Origin of the sequence: Nocardioides soli (assembly GCF_014191495.1) — a bacterium.
In the GTDB taxonomy this organism is placed as follows: domain Bacteria; phylum Actinomycetota; class Actinomycetes; order Propionibacteriales; family Nocardioidaceae; genus Nocardioides; species Nocardioides soli.
In genome coordinates this window covers 949,795-970,486 of record NZ_JACHWR010000002.1, presented here as the reverse complement: position 1 = coordinate 970,486, position 20,692 = coordinate 949,795, and the positions used below count along the sequence as shown (strand labels likewise).

The window sequence follows — 20,692 nt, the reverse complement described above, 5'->3', positions numbered from 1 at the left end:
GTGCGGGTTGCGGCTGACGGGCAAGGGGCTGGGGTGCCCCTCCTGACCCATCCATGGGTCAGGAGAAACCGCCTTCCAGTCTGGCTCAGGCGTGCCTCCCGATCGGTGCGCAGCTGGCGGCCGATCGGGAGACACGCCCTACCGAACGGGCGCGAAGGGCATGCCGAGCGCCAGTGGCCGTTTCGATCTGGCCCCGAGCACCGCCAGCGAGCACAGGGCGAGCAGGTACGGCGTGGCCGCGAGGAGCTGCGGCGAGACCGAGTACCCGATCGCGGGAAGCGCCAGCTGCAGGCCCTGGGCGACGCCGAAGACGGCGCACGCGCCGATCACGCCGCGCAGCATCCAGCCACCGAAGATGACGGCCGCGATCACGATGTAGCCGCGACCGGCGGTCATGCCGGACGTGAACGACCCGGACTGGAAGACCGACAGGTACGCCCCGCCGACCCCGGAGCACAGCCCGCAGAAGAGCAGGGCCTGGCGGCGCCGGGCGTTGACGTTGATGCCGGTCAGGTCACTGGCGCCCGGGTCGTCCCCGACCGCCCGCAGCTCGAGCCCGAGCCGGGTGCGGCGCACGTACCAGATCAGCAGCACCAGCGGTGCGATCAGGTAGACCACCCACGGCTGCACGAAGAACGCCTTGCCGATGATCGGGAGGTCCGAGAGCAGCGGCACCTGCCACGCCGACCCGCGCGGGATGTCCAGCACGGTCGTGGAGAGCAGGTAGTTGGTCACGCCCAGCACCAGCATGTTGAGCGCGAGGCCGACGACGTAGGTGTTCAGCTGCAGCCGATGGCTCAGGTTGCCGTGCACGAAGGCGACCGCCAGGCCGGCGAGCATGCCGCAGAGGAGCCCGACCACCGGCGAGCCGGTGGCCGAGGCGCCGTACGCGGCCGCGAACGCCGAGCCCAGCATCATCCCCTCGACGGAGAGGTTGAAGGTGCCGGCTCGCTGGGCGACGTACTCGCCGAGCCCGGCGAACAGCAGCGGCACGGTCAGGGGGACCGACGCCGCCAGGATCGTCTCCAGGTCCATCGCGACACTCATCTCAGGCCACCTCCACGGCACGACGGATCCGGCGCCGGCGCAGCGCGGCCAGCAGGACGGGCGGACAGAGCAGCGCGACCACGATCGCTGCGGTGATGACGTTGACGATGTCGACCGGGACGCCCTCGCCACCGAGCAGACCGCCGCCGGCGACCATGGCGCCGAAGACCAGCGCGAGCAGCACGCTCACGCCGGCGTTCGTCCGGGCCGCGAGTGCGATGAGCAGGCCGCTCCAGCCGATGGCGCTGGAGGCTCCCGGGTTCAGCTGGAAGCTCTGCCCCAGCAGGATCACCGCGCCGGCCGCGCCGGCGAACGCGCCCGACGCCGCCACGGCCAGGGAGCCGAGCCGGGGGGCGCTGATCCCGATCGTGCCTGCGACCACGGGGTTCTGCCCGAGGATGCGCAGCCGGTAGCCGGGGTGGGTGGACTTGAGGAACCACGCGACCAGGACCGCGGCGACCAGCGCCAGGATGAACGCGGAGGGGACCTCCACGCCGAGCACGTTCACGCTCGGCAGCATCGCGTCGGCCGGGACCCGGGGCGACTGCGACGCCGTACCGGCGCCGAGGACGCCCTCACCGTCGTCGTGGAGCGGACCGTCGCCGCTGATCAGCGCGACGAGCAGCTGCTCGGCGAGGAAGACCAGCAGCAGCGAGCTGACCACGATGTCGACGCCGCGGCCGAACTTGAGCACCGCGGCCACCATGGCCCAGAGGCCACCGGCGACCGCCGCGGCCAGGAAGGCCAGCGGGATGATCAGGGAGCCCGGACCGTCGACGTGGAAGACCACGAAGCCGGCGCCGATCGCGCCGAGCGTGACCTGGCCCTCCTGGCCGATGTTGAACTGGCCGGCGCGCATGCAGATGACCGCGCCGACCGCCACCAGCAGCAGGGGCGCAGCGGCGGTGAGGCTGTAGGCGATCGAGACGCTGCTCCCGAGGCTGCCCTCGTACAGGCTGCTGAGGATGACCGCCGGGGAGTGCCCGGTCGCCCAGCCCAGCAGCAGCCCGACGCTGAGGCCGAGCGCGAGGAAGCCGAGGAAGGCGAGCACCTGCTCGGTGGCCGGACGCGCCTTCGAGCGGAGCGTGTCGACCAGGTTCGCGACGACCGCGTCGACACCGCGGCCGCCGGGCGCCGGCGGCGCCGGGTGCTCGCGCACCGCGGTGTCCTCGGAGACTCGTGTGTTCACTCGCTCACGCCTCCCATCAGTAGACCCAGCCGCTCGGGGTCGGCCTCGGCGCGGGTGAGCTCGCCCTGGATCCGGCCGCGGTAGATGACGGCGATCCGGTCGGACAGCTGCAGGATCTCGTTGAGGTCCGAGGAGATCAGCAGCACGGCGACACCCGCAGCGGCCGCCTGCCGCATCCGCTCGTGCAGGTCGGCGACCGCGCCCACGTCGAGCCCTCGGGTCGGCTGGGCCAGCACGAGGACGGCCGGACCGGCCGACAGCTCACGGGCCAGCACGACCTTCTGCTGGTTGCCGCCCGACAGCGACCGCATCGGCTGGTCGATCGAGGTGACGGCGATGTCGAACTCCTCGACCAGCCGCTCGGCGAGCTCGCGCAGCCGACGCCGGGACACCACGCCACCGCGCGACAGCGAGCCCAGTCCGGCCAGGGCGAGGTTGTCGGCCACGGACATGTCGAGGATGCAGCCGGACTCGCGCCGGTCCTCCGGCACCACGCCGATGCCGACGGCCCGGGTCGACCCCGGGCGGCCGACCGACACGCGGTCACCGTGGACTCGCAGCTCGCCGGTGTCCAGCGAGAGCGAGCCGGCGAGGAGGGCCGACAGCCACTGCTGACCGTTGCCCTCCACGCCGGCGACGCCCACGATCTCCCCCGCCCCGATCTCGAGGTCGAGGGAGTCGAGGGCCCGAGCGCCGTCGTGGGACGCCGTCGCGCCGACGATCCGCAGCACCGGTGGGTGCGGCGTCAGATCTTCCGGCCGGTCGTCGGGCTCGTCGAGCTCGACGCCGATCGCGGCGGCCACGTCGGCCGTGGCCGGCAGGTCACGACCGATCATGTGCCGGGCGAGGTCGGCCACGTCGGCCTCCTTGGGGTTCACCCTGGAGACGACGCGGCCACCTCTCATGACCGTGGCGCGGTGCGCCACGGCGGTGATCTCGCGCAGGTTGTGGCTGATCAGGATCACCGAGGTCTCGTCCTGCTCGGACAACCGGGCGAGCATCCGGAACAGCGAGCGCGACTCCTGCCGGGTCAGCACGGCCGTGGGCTCGTCGAGGACGAGCAGCCGCGGCCGGTCGATCAGGCAGGTGACCAGCTCGACCCGCTGTTGCTCCCCGACGCTCAGCTGGCCGACCATGGCCCGAGGAGCGACATCGAGGCCGAACCGCTCGCTGACCTCTTCGATCTGCGCGATGGTCCGGTCCCGGTCGACCCGGCCCTCCGAGCTGAGCACGACGTTCTCCCAGACCGACAGGGTCGGGATCAGGCTGTAGTGCTGATGCACCATCCGTACGCCGTGCGCCCTGGCCTCGTTGGGGTCGCGGATCGTGGCCGGGGTACCGGCGATCGCCACCTCGCCCCGGTCCGCATGGACCAGCCCGAGCAGGATGTTCATCAGCGTCGACTTGCCGGCGCCGTTCTGGCCGAGCAGACCGTGGATCTCCCCCGGCGCGACCTCGAGATCGACGTCGAGACAGGCCGGTACCCCGTTGAAGTGCTTGGTGATGCCCTCCATGCGGAGGGCCGACACCACCGCCTCCGCCTCCGGCCGAGAACCCGCGGTCATCTGACTCATTCCGTGCCCGCGAGCGCGAACAGGTCGATCTTGCCGTCGTTGAGGTCGACCTGCGCCTGGGTGATGGCATCGGTCATCGCGTCGGCGCTGTCACCGGCGTCGTCGCAGGCGTGCACGGCCGGCACCGGGTCGACGCCGAGGCTCCAGTTCCGGGTGACGCCCAGTTCGAGCTCGCCCTTGGCGAACGAGTCGAGCATGGGTGCCAGGTAGTAGCCCGGCGCGAAGATGACCTCGCCGATGAAGCTGGCCTCGTCGGAGTCACAGAACGCCGAGGGCGACCCGAGGACCGGGATGCCGGCCTCCTCCGCCTTCTTGGCCACGGCCACCGTCGGCGCGCCGAAGTAGGGGTAGACCGCGCCCACGCCCTGCGACACCTGGGCGTTGAAGCCCTCGACCGCCTTGCCGACGTCGATCTGGTCGCCGGTGTAGGTCTCGACGACCTTGGCGTTCGGCAGCTGCGCCTTCACGCCCTCGGCGAAGACCTTGCCGATCGTGGTGTTGAACGGCGCCGCGATGCCCGAGAGGAAGCCGGTCTTGGTGATGTCGTTGGCCTTCATGTACGCGCCCATGGCCACGCCCGCGACGTAGGCGTAGCTGAGGCCGACGTCGTAGGACTGGGTGAAGGTGGCGTCCTGCTCGGGCGAGCCGTAGCCGCCCTGCAGGTAGAAGAAGGTGTCCTTGCAGATCGGGTTGCTGGCCGCCGTCACGGCCTGCGCCAGCTGCGCGTCGCCGATGACGATCATGTCGACTCGCTGCCGGCACAGGTTCTCGGCGGCGGTGACCGCCTGGGTCAGCGGCACCATGCCCTGCACCGTGTAGTCCCAGTCGTTCTGACCCGCGGCGTACGCCACGGCGTCGGCGGTGCTCTGGTAGTAGGTGCCGTCGTTGGTGTCACCGGAGGTGATGACGCCGATCGAGACCTTGCCGTCGCCGTTCTGGTCCGGCTGGCCCTTGGGCACGGCGCCCTCGCCCACCCAGTCGGGAGGCGTGGCCGAGCCGGGCTCGCCGACGGCCTCGCCGCGCGCGACCGCGAACCGGTCCGGCACCTCCGAGGCCTGCGCCTTCGGCTCGCCGTCCGAACTATCGCCACAGCCAGCAACAGCGAGCACCGCAACGACCGCGCAGGCCGCGTAGAACTTCTGGATTCGCATGATCATCCGCCCTCGATCTATCCGAGTCGTACGTGATTGCGGGTCTTCCGACCTAGCTCCGAGTACCTGTCGGCCGAGCCCCGGGGACCGGGACAGCATGCACCAGACCGTCTCGCAATGCAACACATCATCTTGACTAATGTGAACGGACGGCTGGACCATTCGAGGGTGACCACGGCTGAGAAATTCTCCTCGACGCCCGCTCCGAGCGGCGACCACCCCGGTACCTACATCGGCGGCTCCTGGCTCGAACGCAGCGCCTCCTTCGCCTCCGTCGACCCCGCCACCGGCGAGGCCTTCGGCCAGATCTCGGCGAGCGAGGTCGGCGACGTCGACCGGGCGGTCGCCGCTGCGCGCGCGGCCGCGCGCGGCTGGGCCCGTACGTCGCCGTCCGAGCGCGGCGCGATCCTGGGCCGGTGGGCGGGGCTGGTCTTCCAGCACCAGCACCGGCTCGCGGCGCTCGAGGCGCGCAACGTCGGCAAGCCGCTCTCCGGCGGGCTGCTGAACGTCCAGATCGCCGGCTCGATCCTGCAGTTCACCGCGGGCGGGGCCGACAAGCTGACCGGCGCGACGCTGCCGACCCGCTCCCCCGACTACTTCGGCTTCACCCGGCGCGAGCCGCACGGCGTGTGCGCGATCGTGCTGCCGTGGAACGTGCCCGCGGTGCTCTGCGCGGCCAACCTCGCCCCCGCACTGGCGGCCGGGAACGCCGTCGTGCTGAAGCCGTCGGAGGTCGCCCCGCTGGTCATCCACGCCCTCGTCGAGCTGGCCGAGGAGGCCGGCGTACCGGCGGGCGTGCTCAACGTCCTCACCGGTGTCGGTGCCGAGCTCGGCGCCGCGCTCGTCGGCCACCCGGGCATCGACCACATCAGCTTCGTCGGCTCGGTGGCCACCGGGCGCCTGGTGATGCAGGCCGCCGCCCAGAACCTCACCCCGATCAAGGTCGAGCTCGGCGGCAAGTCCCCGAACCTCGTCTTCGCCGACGCCGACCTGGACGTCGCGGTCCCCGCGATCGTCCGCTCGATCACCGAGAACGCCGGCCAGAACTGCAACGCCGGCTCCCGCCTGCTGGTCCAGGCCGGGATCGCCGACGAGGTCCGGCAGCGCGTCGTCGCCGCGATGTCCGAGATCCGGATCGGGTCCTGGGACGAGGATCTCGACATGGGCCCCCTGGTCAACTCCGTCCAGCACGAGCGGGTGAGCGGCCTGGTCGAGGGCGCGCTGGGCGACGGCGTCGAGCTGCTGCTCGGCGGCTCCCGCCCCGACGGTCGCGACAGCGGCAACTTCCTGGCACCCACGGTGCTCGGCGTCACCGACCGCAACGCCCCGATCGTCGGCCAGGAGATCTTCGGGCCGGTGCTGACCGTCGAGACCTTCACCGACGACGCCGACGCCATTGCGCTCGCCAACGGCACCGACTTCGGCCTGCTCGCCTGCGTGTGGACCCAGGACGTCTCGCGCGCCCTGCGGATGTCCTCGGAGATCGGCGCCGGCCAGATCTCGGTCAACCAGTTCGCGGACGCCGGCGTGATCGGCATGCCGTTCAACATGTACAAGCAGAGCGGGTTCTCCGCCGGCAACGGCTACCGGGCGCTCTACGAGTTCACCCGCGAGAAGGCGGTCGCCGTCAAGCTGCTCGGCTGACCGCTCCCGCACCACACGCTGGCCCGTCGGAGACTCTCCGGCGGGCCAGCGTTCGCTTGGACGACGAAACTCGCCCGCGGCGCCGTGCCCGTCGTCCCGCCGTCATCACCGGCCGCAGGTTCACCAAGGGATGACGGTCAGACCACGCATCCCTCGACGAACTGAGCCAGGGAGGCGCGACGTCGACTTCATCCCTTGATGAACCGTCAGTCGATCCAGGCACCGGGGTGGTGGTTTCGAGACAGGCGCTAGCCTCGATCTTTCATGACGTCGGTGGATCGGGTGTCGTGCTGAGCTGATGGGCTTTGGTGGCCGCTGGCGCGGTGAATCGCCGGCCCTCTTGCCGGTTCTCCGAGGTCCTGGTCGTTCGGGCTGGGCGGGTGTTCAGGTGAGGGCGGCGAGTCGGCGGTGTCCGCCGAGGACGAGGTCAGCCCAGGGCCATCGCCGCGACAGGCGCAGGATCCGACGTCGGCCGGTGGTGATCACCCGGCCGGCGACCGCGAGGAGTCGCAGTCGGATCCGTTTGGGTTCCCAGACCCGCGCTGGTTGTCCGTGCCAGGCCAGGACCTGGGTCCAGGTCATGAGTTCGGCGGCGAGCTGGGTCAGCTCGAGCCAGAGCTGGTTCTTGTCGAACCCCTGCAGCGGGAGGTTGGTCGCCCCGGTGTCCTTCAGGGCGCGGATGCGGTCCTCGGCGCGGGCCCGGAGCCGGTGGGTGACCTCGAGATCAGCCAGCCGGCCGCTCTTGGTGTTGGTGGCGAACACCGTGATCCGCCAGCCCTCGTGATCGGTGATCCGCAACTGGGCTCCTGGGTGGGGCCGCTCGCGGCGGGCGATCACCCGCATCCCGGGCGGCCAGCCCGTGAACGTGGTCGGCAGCCACCGAGTCAGCTCGGCGACCTGAGCGCCCTCACGCGGCCGTCCGTCGGCATCGAGTGCCCTGCGCCACGCCTGCTTCGGCAGCACCGCGAGGGCGTCGAGAACGGGCTGACGACCGTAGACGCCCACCGAGTACTCCAGACCCAAGTTGTGGACGTGCCACACGAACGCGTGGACCCCCGAGCCGGTGTCACCACGCACCAGCACCCGCGACCGCAGGTGCTCGGGGAGTTGGGCGAGGGCCTCATCGAGGACCCTGATCTGGTCAGCGGCGTCGTTGGCGGCCGCCTTCCCCGGCCGCAGCATCGCCGCCAACGGCTCACCGGAGCCACCCTGACCGTGGTCGACGAAGGCGAGCATCGGGTGGAACCCGAACCCGCGCTTGAAGTTCGGCGTCGCACCCTCCTTTTCCGAGTGCGCCCCGATCAGGGTGGCATCAAGATCGACCACCACCTGCTCCTCATCGGCGAAGGGCGTGCGCTGCGCCCACACTCGATCGCGAGCAACCGCACGAGCGGCCCGGATCGCCGCGATCGCTTCCTCAGGTCGCTCAGCCAAGGCCTCGATGAGGCGGCTGACCGTCGGGTCGGAGGCCACCGACCCGAACAGCTCCGGCTGGGCCCGGACCACGCCGATGTCGGCCAGGCAGTCGCCACCCAACGCGATCGCAACCGCCAGATCCAGCACCGTCTTGCCCGGGTCGTGCGTCGACCTGCTCGAGCGCCACGGCGCCAACCCATCCGCCAATGCCGTTGCCAGCCCGCTCACACGGGCCGTCGACAACAAAATCGCCGCGCCCGCCGACGAGATCAGCGACTCGCCCCCGCACTCGACACGAAGACCAGAACCAGCCGGGATAACCTTCACCTACGGAGTGCCTTTCCGCTTGGCTTCCTTGGACCTTCGACAAGCCCAAGAATCCCTCGCAGGACAGGCACTTCCGTGCGTTACACGCCGTACTCAGTCACGACTACGTGAAAGATCGAGGCTAGCGCGCCTTCCTCAACCACCGGGCACGCGCCTTCCTCAACCACCGTGCCCCTGACGACGGTGGTTGAGGAGGTTGCGCTAGCAACCGTCTCGAAACCACCCCTCACGCCGAACCGACCACAGGTCGGCGTCCTCCCGATAGGCGCCGAACGGGTGCGCGGGAGGAGCCGTCAAGGGCGCGAAGCGGCGAAGCGGACCTTGTGTCGGCGGCCATGAAATTCTGCCCGGAGACGGCCACGAAACTGCCCGCTGGCGGACATGAAACCTGCCCGGTGGCGGTCATGGGATCTGCCCGACACGACGTCGTCTGCCTCACCGGCTCCGACGGTTGAGGCCCCTCCTCAGGTGCGATCGGCGGTGCTGAAGCGCCCGTCGCCCTGAGGAGGGACAACTTGAAGTCTGCCGAGGAGATCATGGAAATCCTGGATGCCTACGACCTGACAGGGTCGTTGCGTGATGCCGGCGAGCTGGCCGGATGCTCGCACCACACGGTCAAGCACTACGTGGACCGCCGTGCTGCCGGGGGTGAGCTGGACAAGGCCGTGACTCGGCCGCAGTTGATCGATGAGTACCTGCCCAAGGTCGAGGAGTGGGTCGAGCGGTCCAAGGGCAAGGTCCGTGCCGACAGAGCGCACGAGAAGCTGCTCGCGATGGGCTACAAGGGTTCGGAGCGCACCACCCGTCGTGCGGTCGCATCGGTGAAGAAGTCATACCGGTCAGGACATGTGCGGGTCCACCGGCCCTGGGTCACCGAGCCGGGGATGTGGCTGCAGTACGACTACGGCGACGGACCTGTCGTCGACGGCGTCAAGACGGTTCTGTTCGTGGCGTGGCTGGCGTGGTCGCGGTTCCGGGTCGTGATCGCGCTGCGCGATAAGACCATGCCGTCCGTGTTCGCCGCGCTGGACCAGACCTTCCGCCGGTTGGGTGGGGTGCCGACCTACGTGCTGACCGACAACGAGAAGACCGTCACGACCGAGCACATCGCCGGGATCCCGGTCCGCAACGGACAGCTCGTCACCTTCGCCGAGCACTACTCGGTCGTGGTCCACACCTGTGTGCCGGCGGATCCGGCGTCCAAGGGCGGCACCGAGTCGTCGGTGAAGATCAGCAAGGCCGACCTGGTGCCCAAGGACACCAACCTGCGTGAGGAGTACGCGTCGTTTAGCGAGCTCGAGGAGGCGTGTGAGGCGTTCTGTCAGAAGGTCAACACCCGGGCTCACCGGACCACGAAGCGGCCACCGGTCGAGATGTTGGCCGAAGAGCGGACACGGCTACACCCGGTCCCGACACAGCCGCACACAGTCGCGTTCGGCACCACCCGGGTAGTGCCGGGCAACACGCCGATGGTGATGTTCGAGTCCGGCCAGTACTCGGTGCCACACACCCTGCTCGGCGCCACGGTGTGGGTTCGTGCCCAAGGACTCGGCGACGGCGAGGAGGTCGTCATCGTTCACGTCGGCGAGGACGGACCCGCCGAGGTCGCCCGCCACGCGCGCGCGACGCCGGGCACGCCGAGGATCAACGACGAGCACTTCCCACCGCAGCCGGAAGGTCCGTTGAACCGGCAGCCGCGAGCGAAGAACCCAGCGGAAGCCGAGTTCCTCGACCTGGGCGAGGGCGCCCGCCTGTGGCTGGTCGAGGCCGCTGCGGCGGGCACGCCGCGGATGAGGGTCAAGATGGCCGAAGCCCTCAGCCTGGCCAAGCTGTTCGACCCCGTCGAGGTCGACTGGGCACTCGGCCACGCCGCCGTCCACGGCCGGTTCGCCGAGGCCGATCTGTCCTCGATCCTCGACCACCACGCCCGGCAACCCGCTGTTGGCGAGCACCGTGCCGGCGAAGAACGGTCGCTGACCCAGGGCACCGCCGGATGGGCACGTCTCGGCCAGCACGACAGCCAGCACGACAGCCGCGAGGGGAACGAGGTGACCCGATGACGACCAAGACCACCACACCATCGATGGCGTCCGCGCCGCCGTTGCCGGCCGAGTTGGAGGACCTCTTGCGGCGGCTTCGGCTGCCCCACATCCGTCGCCACGCACCGGAGGTCGTCGCGACCGCGAAGGCCCAACGCTGGGAGCCCGCCGAGGTGCTCAAGGCTCTGTTCGCCGAGGAGGTCGCCGGAAGGGAACGCTCCGCACTGGCCACCCGCAGGGCGGCTGCGGGGTTCCCGACCGGGAAGACGTTCGATGCGTGGCAGCCCGAGGCATCCTCGATCCCGGCACCGACCCAGCAGGCACTCCGCACCCTGGAATGGGTCCACCGTCGGGAAAACCTCGTCGTGTGCGGGCCGTCGGGGACCGGGAAGACGTTCCTACTGGAGGCACTCGGTCACCAAGCCGTCGAGGCCGGGTTGAAGGTCGCCTGGTTCACCCTGGAAGACCTCGGGGTCCTGCTGCGCCGCCATCGTGCCGACGACACGGTGTCCAAGGCCATCGCCCGTGTGCTGCGCGCCGATCTCGTTGTCGTCGACGACATCGGCCTGTTGCCGGTCGCCCAGGATGCCGCCGAGGGGCTCTACCGGCTCGTCGACGCCGCCTACGAGAAGCGGTCGGTCGCGATCAGCTCGAACCTGCACCCGTCCGGGTTCGACGAGCTGATGCCCAAGACGCTGGCGACCGCCACCGTCGACCGGCTACTGCACCACGCCCACGTGTGCCAGACCAGCGGAGACTCCGTGCGACTTACCCAGGCACTCGCCGGCCGAGGGGTGAGTCCCTTGAGCTGAGTGCTCTGGTCGGTGGTGGCCGCAAGCCCACTGGGCAGATCCCATGGCCACCACCGGGCAGTTCTCGTGACCGTCAGCGGGCAGGTCTCACGACCGCCCCTGGGCAGTTCCTACTGTCCCTTGACAACCTTGACGGTGCAGGACGCGCACCCACACTGGCGCCGCCGGGAGGACGCCGACAATCGCACGCGCGGGGCAGGCGGTTTCGAGACAGGCGCTAGCGCGCCTTCCTCAACCACCGTGCGCCGGACCACGGTGGTTGAGGAGGTTGCGCTAGCAACCGTCTCGAAACCCACTCACCCAACGCGCGTCCCGACCACAGGTCGGCGTCCTCCCGATAGGCGCCGAACGGGTGCGCGGGAGGAGCCGCCAAGGGCGCGAAGCGGCGAAGCGGACCCTTGACGGTGCAGGACGCGCACCCACACTGGCGCCCCCGGGAGGACGCCGACACTCACGTCCCGGACAGGTGGTTTCGAGACAGGCGCTAGCGCGCCTTCCTCAACCACCGTCGCCAGACCGCTCCCGGTCGGATCAGTGGCAGGTGCCGACCGTGCCGCCGACGGCGGCCTCGACCTGCTCCAGGATCGGGCGGACCTCCTCGAAGCGGGCGAGGCGGTCGGGGAGGGTGCTCCAGATCCGGGCGGCGATCTCGCGCGCCTCGGCGCGGATGGCGTCCTCGTCGATCGACGTGAAGCGGCGGTCGACGAAGACTCCCTCGCCCGCCACGTAGACGCTGCGGACGGCGGAGCCGAGCTCGGCGTAGGCCAGCTGCTGACGCAGCTGCTCGGCCGGGGCCGGCCAGACGTAGCCGGTGTCGATCACCGTCAAGTCGGCGGCGGCGCCGACGGCGAGCCGTCCGACGTCGGCACCGAGGGCGGCGGCGCCGCCGTTCCAGCACATGCCGAGCCCGTCGACCGCCGTGGGCCACGTCGAGGGCGGACCCTGCACGCGGTGCAGGATCGTCGAGAGCTTCAGCGTCTCGAACATGTTCTGCGTGTCGTTGCTCGAGGCGCCGTCCGCGCCGATGGCGACCTTCGCGCCGGCCTTGAGCAGCGCCGGCACGGGCGCGACGCCGGCGCCGAGCTTCAGGTTGCTCGCCGGGTTGTGTACGGCGACCGCGTCGGTCTGCGCGAAGAGCTCGATCTCCTCCGGGCTGAGCCAGATCGCGTGCGCGAACGACGCCCACTCCTGCAGCGCGTCGAGCTTGGCGAGGAACTCCACCGTCGAGACGCCGTAGCGCTGCTGGGCCATCGGCACCTGCGAGGCGGCGGACAGCAGGTGCGTCTGCATGCGTACGCCGCGGCCGCGGGCGGTCTCGACGCTGGCCTCGAAGAGCTCGGTCGAGCAGCGCGGGAGGGACGACGGCCCCAGCAGCGGCTGCAGCAGCGGCGACCTGCCCTGCCAGCGGTCGACGAACCGGTTCGCCGCAGCGAGCACGACGTCCGGTGCCGCGACCGGCGGCTTGCGCAGGCCGGCGCCACCCGGCACGAGGTCGACCGGGATCGACGAGAAGAAGTCGAGGTCGGAGTACTGGATCGCGACGTTCGCGCGGAAGCCGAGGTCGGCGTACGCCTGCATGATCGCGTCCATGCCGTCGTCGACCCACTCGTTGTCGGAGCGGGCGCAGTCGAGCACCGAGGTGGCGCCGCTGCGCACCATCTCCAGGGCACCGACCATCGCCGAGACGTAGAGGTCGCGCGGCGAGAGCCGGGCGCCGGCGCCGCCGTAGCTGGCGACGACCATCCAGGCGTCCAGCGGCAGCGCGTCGCACAGCCCCTTCTCGATGGTCTGGTTGGAGTGCGTGTGCGAGTTGACCAGGCCCGGGATCACGATGTCGCCCCCGAGGTCCACCTCGGTGACCGGGCCACCGTCGGGCCGGTACCGCTCGGCGGCACCGGGACCGAGGTCGACGATGACCCCGTCGGTCACGACGATGTCGCCGATCTCGCCACCGTTGTCCAGGTCCAGCAGTCGGCCGTTGCGCAGCAGCAGCGTGCTCATCTCATACCCGTCCTTGTCGCTTCCCATCTGGCCAGCTCTTGCTGGAAGATCACCCGGGCCTCGGCACCGGAGTGCTCGCCCGGCCCGCCGTACGGCGAGGCCTCCTGGTCGACCTCGGCGACCAGGAGCGCCGGCCCGGAGGGCGTCGCCAGCAGCTCGCCGACCGCGGCGCGGATCTCCTCCCGGCTCGCGGCCCGGTCGAGCCGGCGGACCGCGGGCCAGCCGGCGCCGGCGGCGATCGCCGCGAGGTCGGCGCGGCCGGCGGCGGCCAGCGGCTGCCCGCCTCCGGTCTCGTAGCGGCCGTTGTCGAACACGATCACCCGCAGGTTGGCCGGCGTCGCGTCGGCGACCGCCAGCAGCGAGCCGAGGTTCATCACCAGGTCGCCGTCCCCCTCGAGCAGCAGGAACTCCAGGTCGGGCCGGGCCAGGGCCGCGCCCAGAGCCAGCCCCGGGGCCGCGCCCATCGGGTCCGAGCCGTAGAAGGTGGGGTTCGGCCCGCCGTGGTCGCGCCACGCGCGCCCGGCCGTCCCCAGGCTGGTGAGGACGACGTGCTCGGGCGCCAGCTCGGCGATCGTCTGCGCCAGGACCGCGCGCCTCATGATCCGGCTCCCAGCAGTGCGTCGCGGGAGCAGAGCAGCACGGTGGGCCGTCGCTGCAGCCACGCCTGCTCGCTGGCCCGCTCGAACAGCCAGTCGTCGGCCGGGCCGTCGACCCGGTGCACGCTGAGGCCGATGGCGTCGGCGACGCCGGCGGTCACCTGTCCCTTGTACATCTGGTAGAAGAACCCGTCCTCGGCGCCGCCCCGGGCGGCGGCCACGATCAGCAGCGGCAACTGGTGGTGGAGCGCGAAGGCCGCCAGCACGTTGGCCGACAGCAGCACCCCGGCGTTCTGGCACAGCACGGCGGCGCGCTTGCCCATCAGGGCCGCGCCGCCGGCCACGGCCATCGCGTCGTCCTCGCGGCTCACCCGCACGTGAGTGATCCGCGGCTCGGCGATGACCCGGTCGATCAGCGGGGTCAGCCAGCTGTCGGGCAGGTACGCCGCGAGCTCGACCCCACCCGCGCTCAGCCGGCTGACGATCTGCTCGGCGCGCTCACTCATGGCCGACCCCCAACGCCCGCTCGGTGACCTCGCGGGCCAGGCCGACGGCGGCGTCGAGCTTCCACCGGTTCCCGGGCAACGGATGCGCTTCCCACTCCAGCTCCTTGTCGAGTAGCGAGGTGACGATGTCGGCGGTCGGCGTCGTGCCCGCGAGCTCCGCGCACAGGCGCCGCGGCCGCCACGGCGTGGCCGCCAGCCCGCCGAAGGTGTAGCGGACCGACGCCCAGCGGCCGTCGGGGTCCGGCGAGACGCAGAGCGCCACCGAGACCAGGGCGAAGTCGCCGTCCCACTGCTGCAGCTTGGCGAACGCCCCGACCCGCTCGGCGACCCCGGCGGGCAGCAGCACCGCCTCGACGAGCTCGTCGCGGCGCAGGTCGAGCTCGGCGGGGCCGACGTACAGCTCCGCGATCGAGATCTCGCGCGAGCCGCTCGGTCCCGTGAGCCGCACCCGGGCGTCGAGGGCGTCGAAGACGGTGGCCAGGTCGGACGGCGTCACCGCCTGGCAGCGGTGGCCGCCGATCGCGGCGTGGTGCAGCCGGTGGTCGCCCTGGACGGCGTAGCAGGGGCAGCTGACCCCACCGCGCTTGTAGCAGTCGAAGCCGTTGCGGAAGAACCAGCAGCGCTTCTCCTGGCCGAGGTTCCCACCGACGGTGGCCACCTCGCGGATCTGCGCGGATGCGATCGTGCGCACCGCCTCCGCGAGCATCGGCACCCTGCCCTCGGCCCACGCGGCCAGCTCCGCGAGCGTCACCGCTGCGCCGATCCACCAGCTGCCGTCCGGCTGCTCGTCGACGTTCCGCATCGTGGCGATGCCACCGGTGCCGACCAGCACGGTCGGGAAGGTCAGTGCCTGGTCGCGCTGGACCAGCAGGTCGGTGCCGCCGCCGATGACGGCGGTGTCCGGCGCGGCCAGCTCGGCGACCGCCTCCGCGACGGTCCCGGGCCGGGTCACCTGCTCCACCGGGCGCGGCGTACGCCGCCGGGCGAACCGGGTGCCGAGGCGGTCCAGCAGGAGGTGGAGGCCGTAGGGGTACAGCCGGCGGAACAGCTCGATCTGCCAGCGCGAGGGCCGGCGGGCCAGGTGGTGCCGGCGCGGCCGCACGCCGTCGCGCTCGCGGAGCGCCGCGAGCACCACGTCGGGGGTCAGCGGCAGCTCCCGGAACCGGATGCCGGTCGCGTCGTAGACCGCGTTGAGCAGTGCCGGCGCGGCCGGGATCAGCGCGATCTCGCCGACGCTCTTCGCATCGAACGGACCGGCCGGCTCGGGCCCCTCGATCAGCGTGACGTCCATCGACGGCACCGTGGTCGCCCGCGGCAGCGGGTAGTGGAGGTAGCCGTCGTTGACGAGCCGGCCGTCCTCGTAGATGAGCTTCTCCCCCAACGCCGCGCCGAGGCCCTGGATCGCGCCGCCGACGATCTGGCCCTCGACCAGCGCCGGGTTGATCGCCCGCCCGATGTCGTGCACGGCGGCGTAGTCGACCACCCGGATCACGCCGGTGCCGGGGTCGACCTCGACCTCGATCGCGTGCGCGGCGTAGGCGTAGGTTGCGGAGATGTTCGGCCGCGGGATGCCGGTCCAGTAGGGCTGCATCTTCGGCTCGACGTACTCCGTGTCGATGCGCAGCGACCCGTCGACCGACTCATCGGCGAGGTCGACGAGGTCCTCGATCGCGACGCTGTCGGCCGCCGAGGCGACCCGGCCGTCACGGACCTCCACCTCGGCGGTGCCCAGCTTCTCGGCACCGAGCTCGCACAGCCGCGCGGCCACCGCCTCCGCCGTCTGGCGTACGGCGTGGCCGCCCATGTGGGTGCCGCGCGACGACCACGCACCCATGTCGGGCGGGGTCTCGTCCCAGTCGGCCATGATCACGCTGACCCGGTCCATGGGCACGCCGAGCACCTCGGCCGCGATCTGCCCGAGGATCGTGCGCTGGCCGGTGCCGGCGTCGGCGCCGCCGAAGCGGACCACCACCTCGCCGGTCGTGCGGACCTCGATCCCCGCGGCGCTGGTGTTGCCGCCGGGGTAGGCGTAGGAGCCGCTGGCGTGCATGCCGGACGACACACCCACCCCACGCAGCGGCCCCGCGCCGGGGCGCACCCGACCGCCGTTGCGCTTGGCGTCCCAGTCGATCCGCTCGCGCACCTGGGCGAGGCACTCGCGCAGCCGGTTGGAGCCGATCTGCGAGCCGGAGAGCTGCGTCGTGTCGGGCAGGCCGGAGTTGTGGATCCGGAACTCGATCGGGTCCTGACCGCACTTCTCGGCGAGCTCGTCCATCGCGGTCTCGAGCGCGATCGCCGTCTGCGGCTGGCCGTAGCCGCGGAACTGACCGCCGGGCACCAGGTTGGTGTCGACCAGGCGGGCGTCCCAGCGGACCGCGTCGGGGCGGTACATCGAGCCCAGCTGCTTGATGCCGGCCCGCATCACCGAGGGGCCGTAGTGGTTGTAGGCGCCGTTGTCGACGTCGATGACCGCGTCGAGGAAGCAGAGCCGGCCATCGGCGTCGGCGTGCGCCTCGAGCGTCGTCTCGAAGGCGTGCCGCGGCTTGGTGAACGCGAACTCCTCGGCACGGGTGAGCTCGATCAGCACCGGACGGCCGCACTTCATCGACAGCGCGGCGGCCAGCGCCTCGTGCTCGGAGATCTTGGACTTCGAGCCGAAGCCGCCGCCGACCGCGACGTCGCGGCAGACCACCTGGTCGAGCTCCAGGCCGAACAACGCGGCGAGCTCGTGGACGACGAAGTGCGGCGCCTGGCTGGAGGTCCACATCTCCAGGCGCTCGTCGTGCCACCACGCGATGGTGGTGTTCGGCTCCATGCAGGCGTGGGTGACCCGGGGGTAGCGGAAGGTGCCGCGCGTCGAGACGTGCGCGTTGGCCTGCGCGAGGTCGACGTCGCCCCAGTGCTCGGCGGTGGCGACGGCGACGTTGCCGCCGTCGGCGCGCCGGTGCAGCTGCGGGGCGCCGGGGGCGAGCGCGTCGGCGACGGTCAGCACCGGCTTGCGGCGGCGGTAGCGGACCTTGATCCGCCGGACCGCCTCGTCGGCGGCCTCCGCGGTCTCGGCCGCCACGGCGGCGATCTCGTGGCCGACGTACAGCACCCGGTCGACGGCGAGCGGCGGCCGGTCGGAGTACGGCGCGCCGCTGTGCTCGTAGAGCCGACCGGCCGGGAAGTCCGCGGCGGTGATCACGGCGTGCACCCCGGGCACCCGCAGTGCCGCGGAGACGTCGAGCCCGCGCAGGTCCGCGTGCGGCAGCGGCGAGCGGAGCACCCGCGCGACCAGCGTCCCCTCGGGCGGCTGGTCGGCGGCGTACCTCGCCGTGCCGGTGGTCTTCTCCTGCCAGTCCAGCGGCCGGACGGACCGGCCGATGGCGCTCATGGCCGGGCCTCCGCGGCACGCGCGGCGGTGAGCCAGCAACCATCCAGTGCGCCGAAACGGTTGCCCACACACCGCCGACCGGACGCAGCGCCCGGCCGCGGTGAGCCAGCAACCGACCCGTCCCCCGAAACGGTTGCCCACACACCGCCGACCGACGCAGCGCCAGGCCGCGGTGAGCCAGCAACCAACCCGTCCCCCGAAACGGTTGCCCACACACCGCCGACCGACGCAGCGCCAGGCCGCGGTGAGCCAGCAACCAACCCGAGCCCCGAAACGGTTGCCCACACACCGCCGACCGACGCAGCGCCAGGCCGCGGTGAGCCAGCAACCAACCCGAGCCCCGAAACGGTTGCTGACGCACCGCCGACCGGGGCGGTACGGCCCCTGACCGGGCGGCGTGACATCGGGCTTCTCATCGGAGCTCCCGGCGGCTCGATGCGACCGCGCACACGGCGTCGACGATCTGCCGGTAGCCCGTGCACCGGCAGACGTTGCCGGACATCTCGCGGACGATCTCGTCGCGGCTGCGGTCGACCCGCTCGCGCAGCACCGCCTCGGCGCGCACGACCTGGCCCGGCGTGCAGAAGCCGCACTGGAAGGCCGCGTGGTCGGCGAACGCCGCGCACAGGTCCGCGCCTGCCTCACCGAGACCGGCCGCGGTGGTGACCTCGTCGGTCACCAGCGCGGCCAGCATCGTGCAGGACATCACCGCCCGGTCGCCGACCAGGACGGTGCAGGCGCCGCACTCGCCCCGCCGGCAGGCGCCCTTGGGTGCGGTGTTCCCGGTCGCCCGGAGTGCGTCGAGCAGCGTCGCTCCGGGCGGGCCGGCGGGGACGACGGCGCCGTCGACCCGGAGCGTGCCACCCGACTCAGCCATCGAGCGCTGCGGTCAACCCAGTCAGATCGGTGACTACTCCGTGGAAGCGCTCGATGCTCGCCAGGGTCGCGGCATGCGCTGCGTCGTCGGAGTCGGCTACGCACTCGGCAGGTACGACGACATCGAAGTCGCGTGCGTAGGCGTCGCGGATGGTGGAGTCCACGCAGAAGCTCGTCGTCGTGCCGGTCACGACCAGCACCTGCACGTCGCGCATCCGCAGCTCGACCTCGAGCGTGGTCTGGAAGAAGGCGCTGGACCGGTGCTTGACCACGACCTCGTCGCGGTCCTCCCGGACCGCCTTCATCTCGTCGAGCAGCTCGGCGTCCCAGGTGCCCCGCCGGCAGAGCTCGAGCTTGACGCCGCGACGCTCCAGGTGGGAGGGGATCCGGCGCCGGCTGCGCAGCACGTCGTCGTCGTAGTGCACCTGCTGGGTGAACCACACCGGGATGTCGAGGCGGTGCGCGAGGTCGATGGTGCTGACGACGTTCGGGATGATCCCCTGCGGGTTCTTCACCGCGTCCGCGCCGAAGGCCTGGCCTCGCGACCCCTCGGGGTGGCAGAAGCCGTTCTGCATGTCGACCACGAGCAGGCCCACGTCTCGGGGGTCGAGCTTCACGCTAAGCGGCATGCCAGTTCCTCTCCTTGTCCTTCTCCGGTTCGGGCTTCTCGACGACCTGGCCGCTGCCCGGCTCGGCGAGCACCTTGCCGTCGCGGTAGATGACGTCTCCACGTCGCATGGTCAGCGTCGGCCACCCCCGTAGGCCGACGCCCTCGAAGGCGCTGACGAACTCGCTCTGGGTGACGTCCGGGCCGACGACCTTCTCGGTCTCCATGTCGACCACCACGAGGTCGGCGTCGGCGCCGACCTGGATCGCACCCTTGCGCGGGTAGAGGCCGAAGAGGCGGGCCGGGTTGTAGGCCATCGTCTCGGCGACCTTCTCGATCGCGATCCGGCCCTGGTGCACGCCCTCGGTGAGGACGACGGGCAGCATCGTGGCGAGGCCGGCGAAGCCGGGCGCCTCCTCCCAGATGCCCTTGCCGGACTTGGGGATCGGCACGTGGTCGGAGCCGATGGTCGAGATCCAGCCCTCGCGCAGGCCGCGCCAGAGCTCGGCCTGGTGCTCCTCGTTGCGCAGCGCCGGCGCCACCTTGCCGATCCCGGAGCCCGCGGCCGAGAGGCGCGGGTCGTCGGCGGTGAGCGCCAGGTAGTGGGGGCAGGTCTCGAGCACGACGACGCGGCCCTTGCGCCGCGACTCGGCGGCGGCGTCGACGGCCATGCCGACGGTCGTGTGCGGCACGTAGAGCGGGCACTCCTGCAGGTCGGCCAGCCAGATGGCGCGGAGCAGGTCCTGCTCCTCGACGAAGTCGGGCCGCGACGCGGTGTACGCCGCGAGGTCGTCGCCGCCGCTCTCCTTCACCTTCGCGGTGAGGTGGCAGACCAGCGAGTCGTCCTCGCAGTGGACCATGCACCAGCCGTAGGGGCCGAGCTCGCGGATCTTCTCCATCGCGGCGTAGAGCACGGCATCGTTGACCGAGACCAGGCCGATCGGGTTCCCCGGCTCGTAGCCGCCCATGTAGAACTTGAAGCTCGTGACGCCGAACTCCTCGGCGTACCGCGGGATCTCCTCCACCTGCTCCATCGTGGAGATGATGAAGTGGAACTGGGTGTCCACGAGCATCCGGGTCTTCGCGGTCTCGAGCTCCGCCGGGAAGGTGTCGAGGAACGTCGACGGGGACCGGCGGTACTGCAGCACGGTGGTCACGCCGCCGACAGCCGCGCACGCCGTCTCGGAGGCGAAGATCTCCGAGAGCGGGCGTCCGCCGCCCAGGTGCACGTGCGGGTCGACGATGCCGGGCAGCACGTACCTGCCCTCGCAGTCGATCCGCTCGTCGGCCTCCGGGAGCACGCTCTCGTCGGCGATGGCGACGATGCGGCCGTCCTTGACGGCGACCGCGGCGTCGAACACACCGCTCGGGCTGACGATCCGCCCGTTGGCGACGATGGTGTCCACGCGCATCTGACCTCCAGTTCTCGCTCCGCGGAGCGAAACCTCGCCTCGAAGACGCAGTGGCAGAAGAGTCTCGGGTGGCTGTCGGCCGCACACCCGGCGCGCCACGCGTCAGGGCTTCAATCGAT

At 71.3% G+C, this 20,692-nt stretch carries 15 protein-coding genes; 3 read left to right on the top strand and 12 right to left on the bottom strand.

Annotation, left to right across the window (positions count from 1 at the left end; translation table 11 throughout):
• Positions 1-138 precede the first annotated feature (138 nt).
• From FHU40_RS15065 to FHU40_RS15050, 4 genes are read right to left on the bottom strand one after another with little or no spacing between them, the layout of a single operon-like run.
• Complete coding sequence (locus FHU40_RS15065) at positions 139-1,047, bottom strand: ABC transporter permease (protein ID WP_183593107.1); 909 nt, start codon at positions 1,045-1,047, stop codon at positions 139-141.
• Between the two features lies 1 nt (position 1,048).
• A complete protein-coding gene (locus FHU40_RS15060) occupies positions 1,049-2,236 on the bottom strand; it encodes an ABC transporter permease (RefSeq protein ID WP_183593106.1) in 1,188 nt (395 codons plus the stop codon).
• Positions 2,233-3,801, bottom strand: a complete 1,569-nt coding sequence (locus tag FHU40_RS15055) for an ABC transporter ATP-binding protein (RefSeq protein WP_221199848.1) — start codon at positions 3,799-3,801, stop codon at positions 2,233-2,235. The genes FHU40_RS15060 and FHU40_RS15055 overlap by 4 nt, the downstream gene beginning before the upstream one ends.
• 5 nt (positions 3,802-3,806) lie before the next feature.
• Positions 3,807-4,961, bottom strand: a complete 1,155-nt coding sequence (locus tag FHU40_RS15050) for a BMP family ABC transporter substrate-binding protein (RefSeq protein ID WP_183593104.1) — start codon at positions 4,959-4,961, stop codon at positions 3,807-3,809.
• 168 nt (positions 4,962-5,129) lie between these two features.
• Here FHU40_RS15050 and FHU40_RS15045 point away from each other — a divergent pair, with 168 nt between their 5' ends.
• Entirely contained in the window at positions 5,130-6,605 is a 1,476-nt protein-coding gene (locus tag FHU40_RS15045) for an aldehyde dehydrogenase family protein (RefSeq protein WP_183593103.1), read from the top strand.
• A gap of 384 nt (positions 6,606-6,989) precedes the next feature.
• Here the strand turns inward: FHU40_RS15045 and FHU40_RS15040 are convergent, their stop codons facing one another.
• Entirely contained in the window at positions 6,990-8,348 is a 1,359-nt protein-coding gene (locus FHU40_RS15040) for an IS1380 family transposase (RefSeq protein ID WP_183590707.1), read from the bottom strand.
• Positions 8,349-8,863: 515 nt separating this feature from the next.
• On the opposite strand from FHU40_RS15040, the gene istA reads away from it, so the two are divergent.
• Both istA and istB read left to right on the top strand, forming a co-directional pair.
• Positions 8,864-10,408, top strand: a complete 1,545-nt coding sequence (gene istA, locus FHU40_RS15035) for an IS21 family transposase (RefSeq protein ID WP_064075337.1) — start codon at positions 8,864-8,866, stop codon at positions 10,406-10,408.
• Positions 10,405-11,199 carry an IS21-like element helper ATPase IstB gene (gene istB, locus FHU40_RS15030; RefSeq protein ID WP_183591811.1) on the top strand — a complete coding sequence of 265 codons (795 nt, stop codon included), beginning with the start codon at positions 10,405-10,407 and terminating at the stop codon, positions 11,197-11,199. The genes istA and istB overlap by 4 nt, the downstream gene beginning before the upstream one ends.
• A gap of 531 nt (positions 11,200-11,730) precedes the next feature.
• Here the strand turns inward: istB and FHU40_RS15025 are convergent.
• The 7 genes from FHU40_RS15025 to FHU40_RS14995 all read right to left on the bottom strand — a co-directional run bounded on the left by FHU40_RS15025 (position 11,731) and on the right by FHU40_RS14995 (position 20,573).
• Entirely contained in the window at positions 11,731-13,200 is a 1,470-nt protein-coding gene (locus FHU40_RS15025; protein ID WP_183593102.1) for an amidohydrolase family protein, read from the bottom strand.
• A complete protein-coding gene (locus tag FHU40_RS15020) occupies positions 13,197-13,799 on the bottom strand; it encodes a thiamine pyrophosphate-dependent enzyme (protein ID WP_183593101.1) in 603 nt (200 codons plus the stop codon). The genes FHU40_RS15025 and FHU40_RS15020 overlap by 4 nt, the downstream gene beginning before the upstream one ends.
• On the bottom strand, positions 13,796-14,302 hold the full coding sequence (locus tag FHU40_RS15015) for a thiamine pyrophosphate-binding protein (protein ID WP_183593100.1): 507 nt from the start codon (positions 14,300-14,302) through the stop codon (positions 13,796-13,798). The genes FHU40_RS15020 and FHU40_RS15015 overlap by 4 nt, the downstream gene beginning before the upstream one ends.
• Positions 14,295-17,678, bottom strand: a complete 3,384-nt coding sequence (locus FHU40_RS15010) for a molybdopterin cofactor-binding domain-containing protein (RefSeq protein WP_183593099.1) — start codon at positions 17,676-17,678, stop codon at positions 14,295-14,297. Before FHU40_RS15010 ends, FHU40_RS15015 begins: the two co-directional genes overlap by 8 nt.
• Positions 17,679-18,090: 412 nt before the next feature.
• Entirely contained in the window at positions 18,091-18,555 is a 465-nt protein-coding gene (locus FHU40_RS15005; RefSeq protein WP_183593098.1) for a (2Fe-2S)-binding protein, read from the bottom strand.
• Positions 18,548-19,183 carry a cysteine hydrolase family protein gene (locus FHU40_RS15000; RefSeq protein ID WP_183593097.1) on the bottom strand — a complete coding sequence of 212 codons (636 nt, stop codon included), beginning with the start codon at positions 19,181-19,183 and terminating at the stop codon, positions 18,548-18,550. The genes FHU40_RS15005 and FHU40_RS15000 overlap by 8 nt, the downstream gene beginning before the upstream one ends.
• Positions 19,173-20,573 carry a dihydroorotase gene (locus tag FHU40_RS14995; RefSeq protein ID WP_183593096.1) on the bottom strand — a complete coding sequence of 467 codons (1,401 nt, stop codon included), beginning with the start codon at positions 20,571-20,573 and terminating at the stop codon, positions 19,173-19,175. Before FHU40_RS14995 ends, FHU40_RS15000 begins: the two co-directional genes overlap by 11 nt.
• Positions 20,574-20,692: the final 119 nt, after the last annotated feature.